Here is a 16386-nt window from a genome sequence, read left to right on the forward strand (position 1 = left end):
CGCCTTGTCATGAAGAGTGTGTCACGCCGTGACGCCCTCAGGCGGTCGCCAGCTTGGCCTGCTCCTCGCCACGCTTGAGCATGGCGTAAGCCACCCCGGTCACCAGAGAACCGGCCGCGATCGCCAGGATGTACATCATCACATGGCTGATGGCGTTCGGGATGAAGAGCACGAACAGACCACCGTGGGGTGCCACCAGCTCGCAGCCGAACAGCATGGAGAGCGCACCGGTCAGGGCACCGCCCGCCATGCAGGCCGGGATGACGCGCATGGGGTCCTTGGCGGCAAACGGGATGGCCCCCTCGGAGATGAAGCACAGACCCAGCACGAAGGAGGCCTTGCCCGCCTCCTGCTCCGCCTTGATGAACTTTCTGCTGGCCAGGAAGGTCGCGATCCCCATCCCCAGTGCAGGCACCATGCCGGCGGCCATGACCGCTGCCATGGGGGCATAGGTCTTGGAGGCGAGCAGGCCGACACCGAAGGCATAAGCCGCCTTGTTGACCGGGCCACCCATGTCGAAGCACATCATGGCGCCGATGATGACACCCAGCAGCACGGCGTTGGCAGAGCCCATGTTGTTGAGGAACTCGGTCATGGCATTCATGATGCCCGCCACCGGGCCACCTACCACGTAGATCATCACCAGACCGGTGAACATGCTGGCAAAGAGCGGAATGATGAGGATGGGCTTGAGGGCTTCCAGGGTGACCGGCAGGCGCACCTTGTCGCTCAGGAACTTGGCGCTGTAACCGGCGAGGAAGCCGCCGACGATGCCGCCAAGGAAACCGGCGCCGAGCGAGCTTGCCAGCATACCGGCGATCATGCCAGGCGCCAGACCCGGACGGTCGGCGATGGAGTAGGCGATGTAGCCTGCCAGCACCGGGATCATCAGGGCGAAGGCGGAGCCGCCACCGATCTTCATCAGGGCCGCGGCCAGCGTCCCCTCTTCCTTGAACGCTTCAATGCCGAAGATGAAGGAGAGCGCGATGATAAGGCCCCCCGCCACCACCATGGGCAGCATGAAGGAGACACCGGTCAGCAGGTGCTTGTAGGGGCCCGCCTTTTCCTCTTTCTTGACCGCAGCCGCGCCGCTGTGGCGATAGACCTTCGCCTCGGTCCAGGCCTTGTCGAGCTCGGCCCGGGTTTTCTTCAGGGCAGCCCCCGTGCTGGTGCGATAGACCGGCTTGCCGTCAAAGCGCGCCATGTCCACCTCGATGTCAGTGGCGAGGAACACCAGATCGGCGGCGGCAATCTCGTCCGCCGTCAAGGCATTCTGGGCACCGACCGAGCCCTGGGTTTCTACGCGGATCTGGTGACCCAGCTGCTTGGCCATGGTCTCCAGGGCCTCGGCCGACATGAAGGTGTGGGCCACCCCGGTCGGACAGGCCGTCACCGCCACGATGCGCTTGGCACCGCTGGCCGGTTTGGCAACGGCAGGTGCCGCCTCATGGCGATAGACGCTGGCACCGCTTCGCGCGGCTTCCAGCAGGGCAGCGGGATCCTGGAGCGCCAGATCCATGTCGCCCCGATAGAGCGACTTGCCGTCATAGGCGGCCAGATCCACCGGTGCGCTGGCAACGACCAGCACCAGGTCGGCGGCGGTAATCTGCTCTTTCGAGGGAACCTGACGGGGCTGCACGCTGGAGTCGACGTCGAGGGTGAGCTCCCAGCCAGCCAGTTTGGCCTGCTGTTCTATCCGTTTTGCAGCGAGAAAGCTGGTGGCAATGCCCGCCGGGCAAGCCGTAACCAGAATTGCTTTCATTGGGCATCTCCTGAGTTAGCCATCAAATGGGGTTGGGGTTGAGTCGGTGCCAGATCATCCAGACGCTGTACGCGCACCTGCTCGAGTAAGGGGTTGAGCACATTGATATCGTTGAAGCCGACCGCGACCTGGCTCACCGCCAGTGCCGAGACGGCGGTGGCCAGACGCAGGGTCTGCTCCGGCGTCCAGTCCAGGCTCATGCCATGGACCAGGCCCGCCACCAGGGAGTCGCCGGCACCCACGGTGCTGACCACCTCCATGCGCGGCGGAATCGCCTGCCAGGTGGCATCCGGTGCAAACCAGATGAGGCCGTCCGCACCATTGGAGATCACCACGTTGGGGATCCCGCTTGCCTGCAGCGCGCGGGCGCACTCGGCCTGCTCGCTCAGGGTCTTCACGGGGCGACCGGCCCACTGGCTCAGCTCTTCCAGGTTGGGTTTGACCAGGGTCGGTGCCGCCTTGATCCCTTCGCTCAACGCCGCGCCGCTGCAATCGAAGATCACCTGCTTGCCCTTGGCCTTGAGCAGGCGGATCAGATAGCCACAGTAATCGGGGGACACCCCTTTGGGCAGGCTGCCCGCCAGCACGAACCAGTCGGTGTGGGGAGCCAGTCGCTCCAGCGCCGCTTCCAGGGCGCTGACATCGCCTTCCTGCACGGCGAGTCCCGGCAGATTGAGATCGGTCACCCGGCCGGATTGTTCGGAGATCTTGACGTTGATCCGGGTGTCGCCCGCCACGCGCACGAAGTGATCGGCAAGGGCACGCTCCTCGAACAGGGAGACGAAGCTCTGCTGGTTACCCTCGCCGAGCCAGCCGGTCAGGCCTACGTCACGGCCGAGATCTTTCAAGACCATGGCGACGTTGATCCCCTTGCCCGCGGCGCGCAAGTTGGCCTCGCTCACCAGATTGACCTCGCCAGGGTGCATGGCCTTCAGACGGGTGGTGAGATCGAGCGCGGGATTGAGGGTGATGGTGACGATGTCCATCAGTGCGCCCCCTCGCCAAGACCCGCGGCAATGGCTTCGCCAATGCCCTTGAGGGCTGCTTCGGCATCCGCTCCTTCGGCGCGAAACGCCAGACGATGACCGCACTTGACCCCAAGCCCGATCACCTTCATCAGGCTCTTGGCAGAGACGGCTTCACCGCTGCCATCGAGGTTGGCGACGCGGATGTCGGATTCATACTCCTTGGCCACCTTGACCAGCATGGCGCCCGGACGGGCGTGCAGACCGTGGGGGTTGATGATGGTGAAGGTCTCGGACAGACCGCTCGCCGGACCCGCCTGCAACATGGCAAGACCGTCGCTGCCAGAAAGGGTGGCCAGCTGGCCGGCTGCGGCCAGCTTGGCCAGATTCTCGAGTTGCAGCAAATGGCCGCTATCTGCGGCACACAGCAGCAGCAGGGCGCTGACCGGCAATTCACCGACGTTCAGCGGGGTGCTCGGGGTGGCCAGCACCCAACCGGTCTGGGCCGCTTGCGCACGGGCCAGCCAGATGCCCTCCCCCAGGTGAACAGGCTGGCTGGCCAGGAGGGCGCTCACCATGGCGGCGTCTCCCCAGCCTGCGGATTTGGCGCGGGCCGCAGCCCCCAGCAGCAACTGCTCCTGGTCGTCGGCCGGGAAGTCCGCCAGGGTCAGGTATTGCACCTCTTTGGCGGCAGTCGCGCCAGTCAGGATATTGATGATGGTCTCTTCGTCGGTCGCCCCCTTGAGCTGGGCTGCGGCCTGCTCGTCACCCAGCACGTGGGTGAGCTGGCGCAAAATGCCCAGATGCTCGTCGGACTTGGCGGCGATGCCGATGGCGACGTAGGCAATCTGCCCCTCGTCCCACTCGATGCCGTGGGGGAACTGGGCTACCATGACGCCGGTGCTCTTCACCAGATGACGGGTGTCCGTGGTGCCGTGGGGAATGGCAATACCGCTGCCAAGATAGGTGGCGTGCTGCGCTTCCCGCGCCAGCATGCCGTCCACGTAACCAGCTTCAACCAGACCGGCGTCGGTCAGTTTGCTTGCCAGCAGTGCGATGGCGTCCGCCTTGGTCGTCACCGATTGTCCCAGCAGGATTTGCTGTCGCGCCAACTTCAACATAGAGATTCTCCATCAGGTCCGGCTTCGCCTCGCGGCGTACCGGCTCAACTCAACTCGATTTTCGGGTAACTTGCCTGCTGACAATAGACGGTGATCTCTCGCTTTGGTGAGCCGGAACCCATTTCCAAGTGCAGATAATCATCCGTTACTGACAAGCTGAATCGTTTCACTTACACTCAGACTGAATCGTTTCAGCGCATTGTTCAAGATCCCGCAGAAAGTACGTTTCAATGATATGATCCCGCGCACACTTTTCGGCGCCCCAACCAGGAACCGGCGCGGGCCTTGCAACTCAAACAGAGCCAACATGATGAAACTGGATGAAATCGCCGCGCTGGCCGGTGTCTCTCGCACCACCGCCAGCTATGTGATCAATGGCAAGGCCGATCAATACCGCATCAGCCAGGCAACCCGCGACAAGGTGATGGCCGTGGTCCATGCCCACAACTATCAGCCGGACAGCCGCGCCGCTTCCCTGCGCGGCGGCCAGACCCGCACCCTCGGCTTCATCCTGCCCGACCTCGAAAACGCCAGTTACGCCAAGCTCGCCAAGCGCCTGGAGCAAGGGGCCCGCACCCAGGGATATCAGTTGCTCATCGTCTGCTCGGAGGACGATCCGGACACCGAAAAGGAGCTGGCCCGGATGCTGGTGAGCCGCCATGTGGACGCGCTCCTGGTGGCAAGCTGCCTCCCCCCGGCGGATCCCTTCTACCTGGAGCAGCAGTCCAGGGGCGTGCAGATCCTCGCCATCGACCGTGCCATGGCCACCGAGCACTTCGTCACCGTGGCGAGTGAAAACCAGAAGGCGAGCCTGGACCTCACCACCTCCCTGCTCACCCCGGCCATCGGTCATATCGCCTTGATCACTGCACTGCCGGAACTGACGATCAGTCAGGAGCGAAAAGCGGGCTTCGAACAGGCCATTGCCAGTCACAGTGCGACCCGCCACCTGTGTGAAGGGGCCCACTTCTCGCGCACCGAAGGGTATCGCCTGATCAAGACGCTCCATCAGCAGCTCGGGCAACTGCCCGAGGCGCTGATCACCACCTCCTACATCCTGATGGAGGGGGTGCTCGACTACCTGCTGGAGCAGGAGGCTGACATGAGCCAGCTCGCCATGGCTACCTTCGGGGATGACCGCCTGCTCGATTTCCTCCCCTTTGGCATCAACTCCCTGCCCCAGCAGCACGACGCCCTGGCAAGCCAGGCCCTGACGCTGGCCCTCAAGGCGGTCAATGGCGACTACCAGAGCGGCCTGCACTATGTGAGCCGTACCCTCAAACGCCGCCGCTGACCCGACCACGACGCACCACCCCGGGGGCGGCCCGCCGTGCCAGCCCCTGAGCCTCCTCCCCCACACCTGCTTGTGTTCTCCCCTGTTGTCTCAGCTTTTGCCCTGCGCCTTCTGGCTTTGAGGTGATCTGCCGGGCGGCAACCCCGCCGGCAGGGTTGGCCACCCCGCGCCAGGACCCGTTTATCGGCGCCTCGGCTCGATATAAGTGAAAATGATGGCTTTTTGGAGTATGACCCGATGTTTGCTTATATCGGGCCAGTCGCACCACCAGGGCCCCGTGTTACCCTCTGCAAGCCCTGTTGCCGCCAACGCGGGCGCTCTCGATGTCGACCCGCAACGCAGCCTGACGGGCGGCCTCCCCTTGAGGGGCGCATTTTTTCGGCGCATGGCGCAATGTGTCACTTTTTATTGCCACCCTTCGGCTTACCACAGCACAAAATCCGCTTTTAAGGGATTGTTTCCGCCATTTCAATCCGCTAACTTGGCAACCAATTTTTACAACTGACAGGTTTCAGGTTCAGATGTATCCACACCGATATTGCTAGCCTCCGGCTTTTCCCCGGAGGCGTCTCCCGACACAGCCAACTGGCTCTCTCTTGTTTGCAACAGCGCCCCTCACTTTCGGATGGATGACATGAATACCAAGACCCTGGGTTGTACCCTGTTGATTGCCGGCACCACCATAGGCGCCGGCATGCTGGCCCTGCCGCTGGCCTCCTCGTCCCTGGGCGGCCCCGCCACCCTGATGCTGATGATCGGCCTCTGGGCCCTGATGGCCTTCACCGCCATGCTGCAGGTGGAAGCCAGCCTCAGCACCGGCAAGTGGTACCTGCACCAGCTGGCGGATCACCTGCTCGGCCCCTGGGGCAAGGGCATCGCCTCCTTCTGCATCCTGATGCTGTTCTACGCCCTGGCCTCCGCCTACATCAGCGGCGGCAGCAGCCTGCTGGCCCAGGCATTGGCCGATGCCGGCCTTCCCCTCGGCCAGGAGCAGGCGGCCTGGGTCTTTACCCTGCTGTTTGGCGGCATGGTGTGCGTCGGCACCAGGCAGGTGGATTACCTCAACCGCCTGATGTTCACCGTGAAGCTGGTGATCATGGTGGCGGTGCTGGCGCTGCTGCTGCCCCGCGCCCAGGGGCAGCACCTGCTCTCCATGCCCCTCGGGGAAGGCCTGCTGCTGGCGGGCCTGCCGGTCATCTTCACCTCCTTCGGCTTCCACGGCTCCATCCCGAGCGTCATGCTCTACCTCGGGGACAACCCCAGGCAGTTGCGCCGGGTCTTCGTGTGGGGCTCCGCCTTGCCACTCGTGCTCTACGTGCTGTGGCAGGTCGCCATCCTGGGGCTGCTGGGCCAGCAATCCCTGATCCAGACCGGCGGCGCCCTGGATAGCCTGCTGGCCAACGTCGGCGGCCTGGTGAGCTGGCCCGCCTTCAACCAGGCGATGCATCTGTTTGCGGATCTTGCGCTCGCCACCTCCTTCCTCGGGGTGACCCTGGGACTGTTCGACTTCATGGCCAAGGTGACCCGTCGCAAGGACAACTGGCAGGGCCGCACCCAGACCGGCCTCATCACCTTCGTGCCGCCCCTGCTGTTCGCCCTCTACTTTCCGCAAGGCTTCATCATGGCGCTGGGTTACGCCGCCATTGCGCTGGCGGTGCTGGCGGTGCTGCTGCCGGTGGCCCTGGTGTGGCAGAGCCGCAAGCAGGCCGAGGCAGACCACTACCGCGTCCCGGGTGGCGTGCTGGCCCTGGGTCTGGCCGGTGCCATGGGGGTACTGATCGTCGGGGTGCAGGTCAGCGTCAGCATGGGGCTGCTGCCCGCCCTCTGATCTCCCCGACCCGACAAGCAGAAACGCCGCAAAGAGACACGCCCCGCCAACCCAGTTGGCGGGGCGTTTCATTGGCACGGGCTCACTTGGCCGACCCACGCCCCTCCTCGCGAAATCCATCCAATAATGAACATTTGAGTGCAACCATGTATAGATATGTACATGACTGCGCCCCTGCCCTACACTGCTTAGCAGACAACTCATGATCCCGTGCCCGTCTGGCACGCCAACCCGGGAGGCAACATGGTCGCCACCGCATCTCTTCCCCGGCAACAGCCCGCCGTCGATCCCAGCAAGGCCCTGCCCGTGGTGTTTCGCATCCTGGACAAATGGCAGTGCAGCACGGATGAACAGCTCAGGCTGCTTGGCATTACCTCCCGCTCCACCCTGAACAAGTACAAGGAGGCCAGCGGCGGCATTCGGCTGAGCGCCGATCTCCAGGAGCGGATGAGCTATTTGCTCAACATCCACAAGAGCCTGCGGCTACTGTTCAGCCTGGATGAGAGCATCTATGGCTGGGTGCGCAAACCCAACAGCCACCCCTTCTTTGAGCGCCATGGAGGTCATGCAGGGTGGGCGGGTGGCCGATCTCTACGAAGTGGCCACCCGGCTGCACGCCTGGCGCGGGGAGATGGCCTGATGTCCTCCCCGCCCTTGCGCGCCTTCCACAATGCATGCGCCTATCGCATCATTCCGAGCCGCTTTCCCCCCATCTGCCTCTATGAAGACGTCGCTACCGCCGACGAGCTGGAGGCGGTCTGGGCCGTCGAGGCCCTGACCAACGACAGGCTGAGGGAAGAAGCGGGCGAGCTGATGCGGGTGCCCAGGGAAGACTGGCTGGTGGGGCTGCCCGGCGGCAGCTATGTGATGGCCGCCTTCACTCACCTCAATCCCGAGGGTGCCCGTTTCACCACGGGGGACTTTGGCGGCTACTATTGTGCCCCCTCCCTCGACACCGGCATCAAGGAGACGGTCTACCACAGGGAGCGGATCTTCGGGTACACCCGGGAGCCAGCCCAGAAGGTGCAGATGCGGGTGATCCAGGCGCAGTTCAGCGCCAGCCTCATCGACATCACGGGCCCGGCGTTTCTGCCAGGCCCCCTCTATCACGCCACCGATTACGGCCCCGCCCAGGCCTTCGCCCGGGAGCAGAAGGTCGCCGGGGCGGACGGCATCCACTACCGCTCGGTGCGCCACCCCGGTCACGACTGTCACGTGCTCTATCGCCCCCGCCTGGTCAGCCGTGTGGACCACGCCCGTCATCTGGAGTACCACTGGAGCGGCGAGGCCATCACCCATGTGCTGGAGATCCGCCTCTACGGTGAATAGCGTCTACCAGGACAAAAAAAGCCCCGCCAGATTGGCGCAATGCTGATCAGTTAAGGATCCATTGACCGATCCTTCTGCTGTAGGACAATCCGGAACCAATCACTAGTTCCGGATTTTTTATGTCTATTGCAAACGATCTGAACGATGTTGTTGAGGCATCTGGCGACATGCTGGCTCGGCTGGCCATTTTTGCCGACCATATTCCCGACGAATGGATTACTGCCGCTGCCGCCTTGTCTGAAAAGGCCACTATCCGCCGACGCCGCTTACCTTCTGATATGGTCTTGTGGCTCGTCGTGGGGATGGCCTTTTTCCGCAATGAGCCCATCTCCGAGGTCGCTCGGCGCCTCAACATCTGTGCAGAAGGGTTGGCCAATGATGCCTTGCTCGCGGACAGTGCCCTGTCTCAGGCCCGTCAGCGACTCGGCAAACAGCCGCTCGAGTGGCTGTTCAAACAGTGCGCCGATGTGTGGGGGCGGGAACGTTATCCTGAAGACCATTGGCACGGTTTACAGGTCTTTGCCATCGATGGGGCCCTGTTCCGAACCCAGGATATGCCTGAACTCAGAGCACATTTCGGCTCGGGTAACACCTCAACCAACCGGCAGACACCCTACCCGATGCTGCGGTTGGTCACGCTCATGAATGTCCGCTCGCATGTCATTGCCAACGCGGCCATCAGCCCGTACCGCAAAGGGAAAATCCCCCTGGCCAGCGAGTTCATTCACTCATTGCCGGACAAGTCAGTGACCCTGCTGGATAAAGGCTTCTTCGGTGCCGACCTGTTGCTGCGTATTCAGGCCGAAGACACCGACCGTCACTGGCTCATCCCGGAACGCAAGGGGCTGGTATACACGGAACTTGAGCGCTATGGCGACGGTGACCGTCTGTTGCAAATGACGGTCTCGCCTCAGGCTAGCAAGAAAAACCCGGCGTTGCCGACACACTGGCAAGTTCGCGCAGTGACCTATGAGGTGGCAGGCAAGGAGAAAACGGTCTTTACCTCCCTGCCCGTGGCGCGATTCAGTGCAGCTCAGGTGGCGACCCTGTACCACGAGCGCTGGGAAATCGAGCTGGGATACCGGGATATCAAAAGCGCGATGCAGCACAACGCCATCACGCTGAGAAGCAAGAAAGTGGACTTGGTCTATCAGGAGCTGTGGGGATTGCTGCTTGGATACAATCTGGTCAGGCGGGAGGCCAGCCAGGCCGCCGTAGCCCATCAGCGAGCGCCCAATGAGGTGAGCTTTAAGTTTGCCTGTCAGTTCATCGCGAACCAGATGGCAGTGATGGCGGGCGCGTTATCGCCAGCCCATACGCCACGGAGGTTGGCGGAGTTGCGGGGCTGCATAGGCGTCATGTTCATAGAAAAACGCCCCAGGCCATCGAGACCCAGGGCGGTGAAGATATCAAAGACCCGTTTTCCGGTAAATCGCAATGCGGCTCCGCTTAAGTGAACAGCATTGCGCCAGATTGGCGGGGCTTTTTGTATCAACCGAACAGTGGGGGAGCCTGGCTCCCTGACCGCTTACTGGTTGTGGCTGGCGCGACGGGGACGACGGGCCTGGGCCGGCTTCGCGGCGCCATCAGCCGGACGCTGACCACCCTGAGGCTTGGGCTTGCCGCCGTTGCCAGTGCGATTGCCACCGCCGTTACCACCGCCGCCATTGCCGGAGCGACCGGCCCCCTGACGCTGGCCTTGACCTTGCGGACGCGGCGCACGGCGCTGCTCGCTCGGATCCCGCGGCTCTTTGCGAAGCGGCGCACCGATACCACGGGCGATGTTGTCGAGGGTCTCGCGGGAGGCTTCAAAGCCGGCCACCTGCTCGCACGGAATGTTCTGCTTGGTCAGGCGCTCGATGGCCTTGATGAGCTTGCCTTCATCGGCCGCGACCAGGGAGATGGCGTGACCGGCGGCGCCGGCACGGCCGGTACGACCGATACGGTGCACGTAATCTTCCGCCACGTTCGGCAGCTCGAAGTTGACCACCTGCGGCAGTTTGTCGATGTCCAGGCCACGGGCGGCGATGTCGGTCGCCACCAGCACCTTGACGCTGCCATCCTTGAAACCGGCCAGGGCACGGGTACGGGCACCCTGGCTCTTGTTGCCGTGGATGGCGGCGGCGCTGACGCCGTTCTTGTCGAGGGTCTCGGCAACGCGGTTGGCCATGTGCTTGGTACGGGTGAACACCAGCACCTGCTGCCAGTCGTTGCTGGTGACCAGGTGACTCAGCAGGGCAATCTTGTTGGCCTTGTCGCAGGGGTGTACCAGCTGCTCGATGCGCTCGGCGGTGCTGTTGCGCGGGGTCACTTCGATCACCGCCGGGTTGTCCAGCAGACCGGTGGCAAGCTCGCGAATTTCGTCGGCGAAGGTGGCGGAGAAGAGCAGGTTCTGACGCTTCTTCGGCAGCAGGGCCAGGATGCGGCGGATGTCGCGGATAAAGCCCATGTCGAGCATGCGATCCGCTTCGTCCAGTACCAGGATCTCCACTTCATCGAACTTGACGGCGTTCTGGTTGTAGAGATCCATCAGGCGGCCCGGGCAGGCCACCAGCACGTCCAGACCACGGCGGGTCGCCATCATCTGGGGGTTGATGCTCACGCCGCCAAATACCACGTGGCTGCGGATCGGCAGGTGTTTGCCGTAGTTGCGCACGCTCTCGCCCACCTGGGCGGCCAGCTCGCGGGTCGGGGTCAGCACCAGGGCACGGATGCGATTCGGGGAGACCTTGCGCTTGCTTTCAGTCAGACGCTGCAGCATCGGCAGGGTGAAACCTGCGGTCTTGCCGGTCCCGGTCTGGGCGGCGGCCATCAGATCACGGCCAGCCAGTACCGCCGGGATCGCTTGTTGCTGGATGGGAGACGGGGTGTCGTAGCCTTGCTCGGCAACGGCACGCAACAAGGGTTCGGCCAGACCGAGGGAAGTAAAACTCATAGTTACCTGCTAGGGATAGGGGCGCCAAAGATCGTGGTGGGGCTCCTCTGCTGAGCCGATGCCATCTCACAGGATCCGGGCCTATAGAGAAAACAACGATTTCCCCGGGGAGCAGAGCAAAGGGGAAAGAATAGAGGCGCAGTCTAACGGAGTTGGCGCACTTAGACGAGGAAAATGTGATGCGCCTCCCAGCACGGCTGGAAATAGGGACGAAGGCAGGACAAAATGGCCCGAATCGCCGTATGTATCAATGCCCCTGCGCAGCCTGCCGGGGACGGCGCGATACACGGAACAGGAGGTTTTGATTGAAACGGAAGTTCACCCCCACCGCCCGGCGCATGCTGGGCCTCGTCCTGCCCCTGCTCTTCGCCCAGCCCCTCGCCGCCAGGGAGACCCTGTCGGTGGCCTGGAGCCACTGGCCCCCTTTCAGTCAAATCGCTGCCGACGGCACCCTCGGTGGACTGGACGTGACCCTGACCCGCCAGATCCTGGGCAAGGCAGGCGTGGAGCCCGCCTTTCGCAACCTCCCCTGGGCCCGGGCCCTCTACCTCATGGAGCGCCAGCAGCTGGACGTGGCCATGGGCGCCCTGAAAACCCCCGAGCGGGAGCGGTTCGCCCGCTTCTCCGCCCCCTATCGGCGCGCCAGCTTCGTGCTGCTGAGCCAGCGCCCGCAGGCCGGGGAGCCCGAGGGCTGGCGAGAGATCACGGAGCTGGCAACCCTGTGCCAGGCCAAGGGGCTGCGCCTTGGCAAGCTGCGGGGCACCCGCCCCCTGCCGATGAGCGAGGAGTGCCCCGCCCTCGGGCAGGCGAGCGAATACAACAGCGATGACAGGCTGCTCACCCTCTTGCTGGCGCGTCGCCTCGACGGCGTCATCATGGAGTGGCAGTACGCCCGCTACCGGCTCGGCCAGCTCGGGGCGAGCGATGCCATCCAGTGTGAGGTGCTCTTGCACCAGCAGCCTGTGCGCCTGATGTTTGCCAAAGAGGCCGTGAGCGATGAGGTGCTCGCCCGCATCGATGCCGCCATCGCCACCCTGCCCTCACCGGATCCCGCCTTTGCGCCGCCCCGCTGCCGCCTGGACGCAACCCGGCTGCCACCGGCACCCTGAGGCAGGCGCCGGAAAAAATCCATGAAAAAGGCGACCCTGGGGTCGCCTTGTGGTATCTGGTGATCACTCACCCTGCCCGCAGCATGATCAGCGCAGCTGTGGGGTCTGGGTGTGCACGCCCTGGTTCTGGGCGCGGTGGCGCAGCAGGTGATCCATCAGCACCAGGGCCAGCATGGCCTCGGCGATGGGCACGGCACGGATGCCGACGCAGGGGTCGTGACGACCCTTGGTGATCATCTCGGTGGCCTCACCGCTGGTGGTGATGGTCTTGCCCGGCACCGTGATGCTGGAGGTAGGCTTGAGGGCCATGCTCACCACGATCTCCTGACCCGACGAAATGCCCCCCAGGATGCCCCCCGCATGATTGCTGGCAAAGCCGGCCGGAGTCATCTCGTCCCGATGCTCGGAGCCTTTTTGCTCCACCACCGCGAAGCCGTCACCGATCTCCACCCCTTTCACCGCGTTGATGCCCATCATGGCGTGGGCGATGTCGGCGTCGAGGCGGTCGAACACCGGCTCCCCCAGGCCTACCGGCACGTTGCGCGCCACGACGCACACCTTGGCCCCCACGCTGTTGCCCTCTTTCTTGAGGGCACGCATGTATTCATCGAGCACCTCCAGCTTGCCCGCATCGGGGAAGAAGAAGGGGTTCTGCTCGATCTGGCTCTCGTCGAACCCTTCCGCCTTGATGGGGCCGAGCTGGGAGAGGAAACCCACGATCTCGATGCCGTGCACCTGTTTCAGGTACTTCTTGGCGATGGCCCCCGCCGCGACCCGCATGGCGGTCTCGCGGGCCGAGGAGCGGCCGCCGCCACGGTAGTCACGCTGGCCGTACTTCTGGTGATAGGTGTAGTCGGCGTGACCCGGACGGAACAGATCCTTGATCTCGGAGTAGTCCTTGGAGCGCTGATCGGTGTTCTCGATGAGCAGCCCGATGGAGGTGCCCGTGGTCTTGCCCTCGAACACCCCGGAGAGGATCTTCACCTCGTCCGCCTCGCGGCGCTGAGTGGTGTAGCGGGACGTACCGGGCTTGCGCCTGTCCAGATCCCCCTGCAAATCGTCTTCGCTTATCTCCAGCCCCGGCGGGCAGCCGTCGACCACGGCGCCCAGCGCCAGACCGTGGCTCTCGCCGAAAGTGGTGACCCGAAAGAGTTGGCCGAAACTGTTCCCTGCCATGAATGCTCCTTGCTGCTTAGTTCTTGTAAATGGCGAAATGGGCCTGGTACTGCTCGAGCTCTGCGCGGGTCATCACAAAGACGCCGTGGCCGCCGTTTTCGAACTCGACCCAGGTGAAGGGCACCTCGGGGAACTGGGCTTCCAGGTGGATCATGCTGTTGCCCACCTCGACCACCAGCACGCCATCCTCTTTCAGGAAGTCGGCGGCATTGGCCAGCAGACGTTTGGTGAGCTTGAGGCCGTCGGAGCCCGACGCCAGGGCCAGCTCCGGCTCGTGGCGAAACTCCTCCGGCAGATCCGACATGTCCTCGGAGTCAACATAGGGCGGGTTGGAGACGATGAGATCGTACTTGTCACCGGCCGGCAGATCCCGGAACAGATCGGAGCGAATGGGGATAACCTGCTGCTCCAGCCCGTGATCGTTGATGTTGCGCTCGGCCACGTTGAGGGCATCGACGCTGATGTCGATGGCATCCACTTCCGCATGGGGGAACTCGTGGGCCATGATGATGGCGATGCAGCCGGAGCCGGTGCACAGGTCCATGATCCGGGTCGGTTCGTCTTTCAGGAAGGGGGCGAAGCGGTTGGCCACCATCTCGGCGATGGGGGAGCGCGGAATGAGCACCCGTTCGTCCACGTAGAATTCCCAGCCCGCATACCAGGCCTTGTTGGTCAGGTAAGGCGCCGGAATGCGCTCCTGCACGCGGCGGATGATGAGCTCGGCGATGCGGTGGCGCTCGCTGGTGGTCAGGCGGGAGTGGCGCATGCCCGGATCCACGTCCGGCGGCAGATGTAACGCGGGCAGCACCAGTTGCACGGCCTCATCCCAGGCGTTGTCGGTACCATGTCCGTAGAAGATCCCGGCGTCGTTGAAACGACTCATGGCCCAGCGCAACATGTCCTGGATGGTGTGCATTTCGGCAACCACCTCATCGATAAATATCTTGTCCAAATCCACCTCCAAGTCGAGTAATATCCGGCCCGAGAATTTTATACAGCGAGCAAGACGAGTACCTGATGAAAAATACGCCCTCACTCACAGACGAGGAAAGCCTGCTGTTTCGTGATGCTGTCAAAGGTACCCGGAAAATTAAGCAAGATACCATAAGGGCCTCCTCAAACCCGGTCAAGCAGAAACGCGAAGTGCGCGAGAGCCGCGAAAAGCTTGGGGTTGACTACTTTTTCAGCGACGAGTACCAGCCCCATCTCGAGGCGGACGGGCCGACCCGTTACGTGCGCGACGACGTGTCAAAATTCGAGCTGAAAAAGCTCAAGCGCGGCAGCTACCCGCCGGAGATTTATCTGGATCTGCACGGCATGAACCAGCACCAGGCCAAGCAGGAGCTGGCGGCCCTGCTCACCCTGTGCCGAAAAGAGAACATCCACGTCGCTTCGGTGATGCACGGCATCGGCAAGCACATCCTCAAGCAGCGCATCCCGAGCTGGCTGGCCCAGCACCCCGCTGTGCGCGCCTTTCACCAGGCGCCGCGGGAGTGGGGGGGCGAGAGCGCCATCCTGGTGCTGCTGGACATCGAGGAGTGACCCCCTTCCCCGCCCCGCCTTGCCCCGGGCGAACGCCATAAAAAAACCACCGCCAGCTTGCGGTGGTTTTTTTATGGCGCCCCACAGGGGTCAGCTGGCGGCTTCCATATGTCGCTTGAAGTTATCCAGGATGCTCTGCCACCCCGCCCGCTGCTGTTCGCCGCTGTGCAGGGACTCGGCATCGAACCGCTCCTCCACCCGGGGGCCCCCCTGCTCTGCCACGAACCGCACGCTCACCTCGCGGCCATCGTCCATGACGTAGCCGAGCCCCGTCGGCGCTGTGACCTCGGTGAAGGTCCCCTCGAAATCAAACCCCGTGCTGCCATCCCGCGCCGCCATGTGGTGGCAAAAACGCCCACCCACCCGCAGATCCACCCGGCTTTGGGGGCAGTGCCACTGCGGGGAGGCGGCGTTCCATGCCATGATGCTGGCGGGGGTGTTCCAGCCCTGCCACACATCGGCAATCGGCCTGGCAACCCAGACGCTGACGCTTATCTTCATCTCTCTGATCCTCTGGCTTTCCTGCACGTTTTGCACTGTGGCACTGTCATGCCACGCCGGGCGCATCGGGCTGCGCCAAGAAGTGGGCCACCAGGGCATTGGCATGGCCGTGGCCCATGGCGTGTTCGTCCTTGAGCCAGGCCACCAGGGCCATGTGTTTGCGCTCCTCCCGCCCTGCCAGCAGGGTCAGCCAGTGGGCGATGGGCTGGCCGTATTTCTGCTCGATGGCAGGAAAGTAGGAGGCAGGCCCCTTCACCTTCGGTTGTTCATCCATGATGGCTTCTCCTCGGGGTGAGTACAGGCTCAGGGTTTGGGGGCGAACTGCTCGAACACCTGCTGTCCGGTCAGGGTCGGGGTGTCGTTCTTGAGGGCATAGAAGTCGGGCTTCTCGTCGATGAAGATCTGCCCGGTGAGCTCGAACCCCTGATCCTGAAACAGGCCGGCGGAGAGGATGTACTCGTCCGTCGGCAACAGATGGTAGAAAAGATGGGTGCCGCAGGTGGGGCAGAATCCGCGCTCCGCCCACTCCGACGAGCGGTAGGCCACCGGGGCCATCCCGGTGAACCGCACGCCCTTGCCCCCGTGCACCGCGAACATGGGCCCCCCTGACCAGCGCCGGCACATGGCGCAGTGACACAGGTTGACCTCCTTGTGATCGCCGCTCGACACGGTGATCCCGCCACACAGACAATGTCCTTCCATGATGCCTCCTGAGAGTTGGGGCGACAGACCGGGCGAACGGGTGCTCGCCTTCTTGCCGCACCAGATGAAGTAGCACGGGATCCGGGGGGCGACAACTGACCATACCGGGGCCTTACCGCGAG

Annotated in this window: 15 protein-coding genes and 1 pseudogene; 7 read left to right on the plus strand and 9 right to left on the minus strand. The window is 63.5% G+C overall.

The genetic code is table 11. The features are described 5' to 3' along the window. Positions 1-37 precede the first annotated feature (37 nt). Genes fruA through fruB form a run of 3 tightly spaced genes read right to left on the minus strand, consistent with a single transcriptional unit; the run spans position 38 to position 3848 of the window. On the minus strand, positions 38-1762 hold the full coding sequence (fruA, locus tag C3F36_RS00235) for a PTS fructose transporter subunit IIBC (RefSeq protein WP_104454220.1): 1725 nt from the start codon (positions 1760-1762) through the stop codon (positions 38-40). Then, complete coding sequence (pfkB, locus tag C3F36_RS00240; RefSeq protein ID WP_104454221.1) at positions 1759-2748, minus strand: 1-phosphofructokinase; 990 nt, start codon at positions 2746-2748, stop codon at positions 1759-1761. The genes fruA and pfkB overlap by 4 nt, the downstream gene beginning before the upstream one ends. Continuing rightward, entirely contained in the window at positions 2748-3848 is a 1101-nt protein-coding gene (fruB, locus tag C3F36_RS00245) for a fused PTS fructose transporter subunit IIA/HPr protein (protein WP_104454222.1), read from the minus strand. Before fruB ends, pfkB begins: the two co-directional genes overlap by 1 nt. 307 nt (positions 3849-4155) lie before the next feature. On the opposite strand from fruB, the gene cra reads away from it, so the two are divergent. The 5 genes and pseudogenes from cra (at position 4156) to C3F36_RS00270 (ending at position 9756) form a co-directional block, all read left to right on the plus strand. Then, positions 4156-5142: a catabolite repressor/activator gene (gene cra / locus C3F36_RS00250; protein WP_199769636.1), complete on the plus strand. Its 987-nt coding sequence runs from the start codon at positions 4156-4158 to the stop codon at positions 5140-5142. Positions 5143-5776: 634 nt separating this feature from the next. Next, a complete protein-coding gene (locus C3F36_RS00255) occupies positions 5777-6970 on the plus strand; it encodes an aromatic amino acid transport family protein (RefSeq protein WP_041211460.1) in 1194 nt (397 codons plus the stop codon). 243 nt (positions 6971-7213) lie between these two features. Continuing rightward, positions 7214-7610: pseudogene (locus C3F36_RS00260) on the plus strand (antitoxin Xre-like helix-turn-helix domain-containing protein). After that, positions 7610-8299 carry an RES family NAD+ phosphorylase gene (locus tag C3F36_RS00265; protein ID WP_103260196.1) on the plus strand — a complete coding sequence of 230 codons (690 nt, stop codon included), beginning with the start codon at positions 7610-7612 and terminating at the stop codon, positions 8297-8299. The pseudogene C3F36_RS00260 and the gene C3F36_RS00265 overlap by 1 nt, the downstream one beginning before the upstream one ends. A 119-nt stretch (positions 8300-8418) precedes the next feature. Further along, positions 8419-9756 carry an IS4-like element ISAeme15 family transposase gene (locus C3F36_RS00270; protein WP_104454223.1) on the plus strand — a complete coding sequence of 446 codons (1338 nt, stop codon included), beginning with the start codon at positions 8419-8421 and terminating at the stop codon, positions 9754-9756. Positions 9757-9827: 71 nt separating this feature from the next. Here the strand turns inward: C3F36_RS00270 and C3F36_RS00275 are convergent, their stop codons facing one another. Then, positions 9828-11234 (minus strand): DEAD/DEAH box helicase, encoded by a 1407-nt coding sequence (locus tag C3F36_RS00275; RefSeq protein ID WP_041211462.1) that lies wholly within the window; start codon positions 11232-11234, stop codon positions 9828-9830. A gap of 305 nt (positions 11235-11539) precedes the next feature. Between C3F36_RS00275 and C3F36_RS00280 the strand changes: the two genes are divergently transcribed. Beyond that, a complete protein-coding gene (locus tag C3F36_RS00280) occupies positions 11540-12343 on the plus strand; it encodes a substrate-binding periplasmic protein (RefSeq protein ID WP_104454224.1) in 804 nt (267 codons plus the stop codon). Between the two features lie 87 nt (positions 12344-12430). Here the strand turns inward: C3F36_RS00280 and aroC are convergent, their stop codons facing one another. Both aroC and prmB read right to left on the minus strand, forming a co-directional pair. Continuing rightward, positions 12431-13519 carry a chorismate synthase gene (gene aroC, locus C3F36_RS00285; protein WP_104454225.1) on the minus strand — a complete coding sequence of 363 codons (1089 nt, stop codon included), beginning with the start codon at positions 13517-13519 and terminating at the stop codon, positions 12431-12433. Between the two features lie 16 nt (positions 13520-13535). After that, positions 13536-14471 carry a 50S ribosomal protein L3 N(5)-glutamine methyltransferase gene (gene prmB, locus C3F36_RS00290; protein WP_041211581.1) on the minus strand — a complete coding sequence of 312 codons (936 nt, stop codon included), beginning with the start codon at positions 14469-14471 and terminating at the stop codon, positions 13536-13538. Between the two features lie 65 nt (positions 14472-14536). Here prmB and smrB point away from each other — a divergent pair, with 65 nt between their 5' ends. Next, on the plus strand, positions 14537-15061 hold the full coding sequence (gene smrB / locus C3F36_RS00295; RefSeq protein WP_103857929.1) for an endonuclease SmrB: 525 nt from the start codon (positions 14537-14539) through the stop codon (positions 15059-15061). Positions 15062-15151: 90 nt separating this feature from the next. Here smrB and C3F36_RS00300 read toward each other — a convergent pair whose 3' ends face one another. The 3 genes from C3F36_RS00300 to C3F36_RS00310 are packed head-to-tail and all read right to left on the minus strand — an operon-like array spanning position 15152 to position 16264. Next, a complete protein-coding gene (locus C3F36_RS00300) occupies positions 15152-15562 on the minus strand; it encodes an SRPBCC domain-containing protein (RefSeq protein ID WP_104454226.1) in 411 nt (136 codons plus the stop codon). Between the two features lie 46 nt (positions 15563-15608). Continuing rightward, entirely contained in the window at positions 15609-15836 is a 228-nt protein-coding gene (locus tag C3F36_RS00305; RefSeq protein ID WP_049636768.1) for a DUF4287 domain-containing protein, read from the minus strand. Positions 15837-15865: 29 nt separating this feature from the next. Next, positions 15866-16264, minus strand: coding sequence for a GFA family protein (locus tag C3F36_RS00310; RefSeq protein ID WP_041211468.1), 399 nt, complete (start codon positions 16262-16264; stop codon positions 15866-15868). Between the last annotated feature and the right edge of the window lie 122 nt (positions 16265-16386).

The organism is Aeromonas sp. ASNIH2 (genome assembly GCF_002934795.1).
In the GTDB taxonomy this organism is placed as follows: Bacteria; Pseudomonadota; Gammaproteobacteria; order Enterobacterales; family Aeromonadaceae; genus Aeromonas; species Aeromonas caviae.

Bases quoted from the DNA above. Each gene is read 5' to 3' on its own strand.
- C3F36_RS00275 (WP_041211462.1), bottom strand. From the start codon at position 11,234: ATGAGTTTTACTTCCCTCGGTCTGGCCGAACCCTTGTTGCGTGCCGTT.
- cra (WP_199769636.1), top strand. From the start codon at position 4,156: ATGATGAAACTGGATGAAATCGCCGCGCTGGCCGGTGTCTCTCGCACC.
- C3F36_RS00310 (WP_041211468.1), bottom strand. From the start codon at position 16,264: ATGGAAGGACATTGTCTGTGTGGCGGGATCACCGTGTCGAGCGGCGAT.
- smrB (WP_103857929.1), top strand. From the start codon at position 14,537: ATGAAAAATACGCCCTCACTCACAGACGAGGAAAGCCTGCTGTTTCGT.
- C3F36_RS00300 (WP_104454226.1), bottom strand. From the start codon at position 15,562: ATGAAGATAAGCGTCAGCGTCTGGGTTGCCAGGCCGATTGCCGATGTG.
- C3F36_RS00305 (WP_049636768.1), bottom strand. From the start codon at position 15,836: ATGGATGAACAACCGAAGGTGAAGGGGCCTGCCTCCTACTTTCCTGCC.
- fruB (WP_104454222.1), bottom strand. From the start codon at position 3,848: ATGTTGAAGTTGGCGCGACAGCAAATCCTGCTGGGACAATCGGTGACG.
- pfkB (WP_104454221.1), bottom strand. From the start codon at position 2,748: ATGGACATCGTCACCATCACCCTCAATCCCGCGCTCGATCTCACCACC.
- fruA (WP_104454220.1), bottom strand. From the start codon at position 1,762: ATGAAAGCAATTCTGGTTACGGCTTGCCCGGCGGGCATTGCCACCAGC.
- C3F36_RS00265 (WP_103260196.1), top strand. From the start codon at position 7,610: ATGTCCTCCCCGCCCTTGCGCGCCTTCCACAATGCATGCGCCTATCGC.
- aroC (WP_104454225.1), bottom strand. From the start codon at position 13,519: ATGGCAGGGAACAGTTTCGGCCAACTCTTTCGGGTCACCACTTTCGGC.
- C3F36_RS00255 (WP_041211460.1), top strand. From the start codon at position 5,777: ATGAATACCAAGACCCTGGGTTGTACCCTGTTGATTGCCGGCACCACC.
- C3F36_RS00270 (WP_104454223.1), top strand. From the start codon at position 8,419: ATGTCTATTGCAAACGATCTGAACGATGTTGTTGAGGCATCTGGCGAC.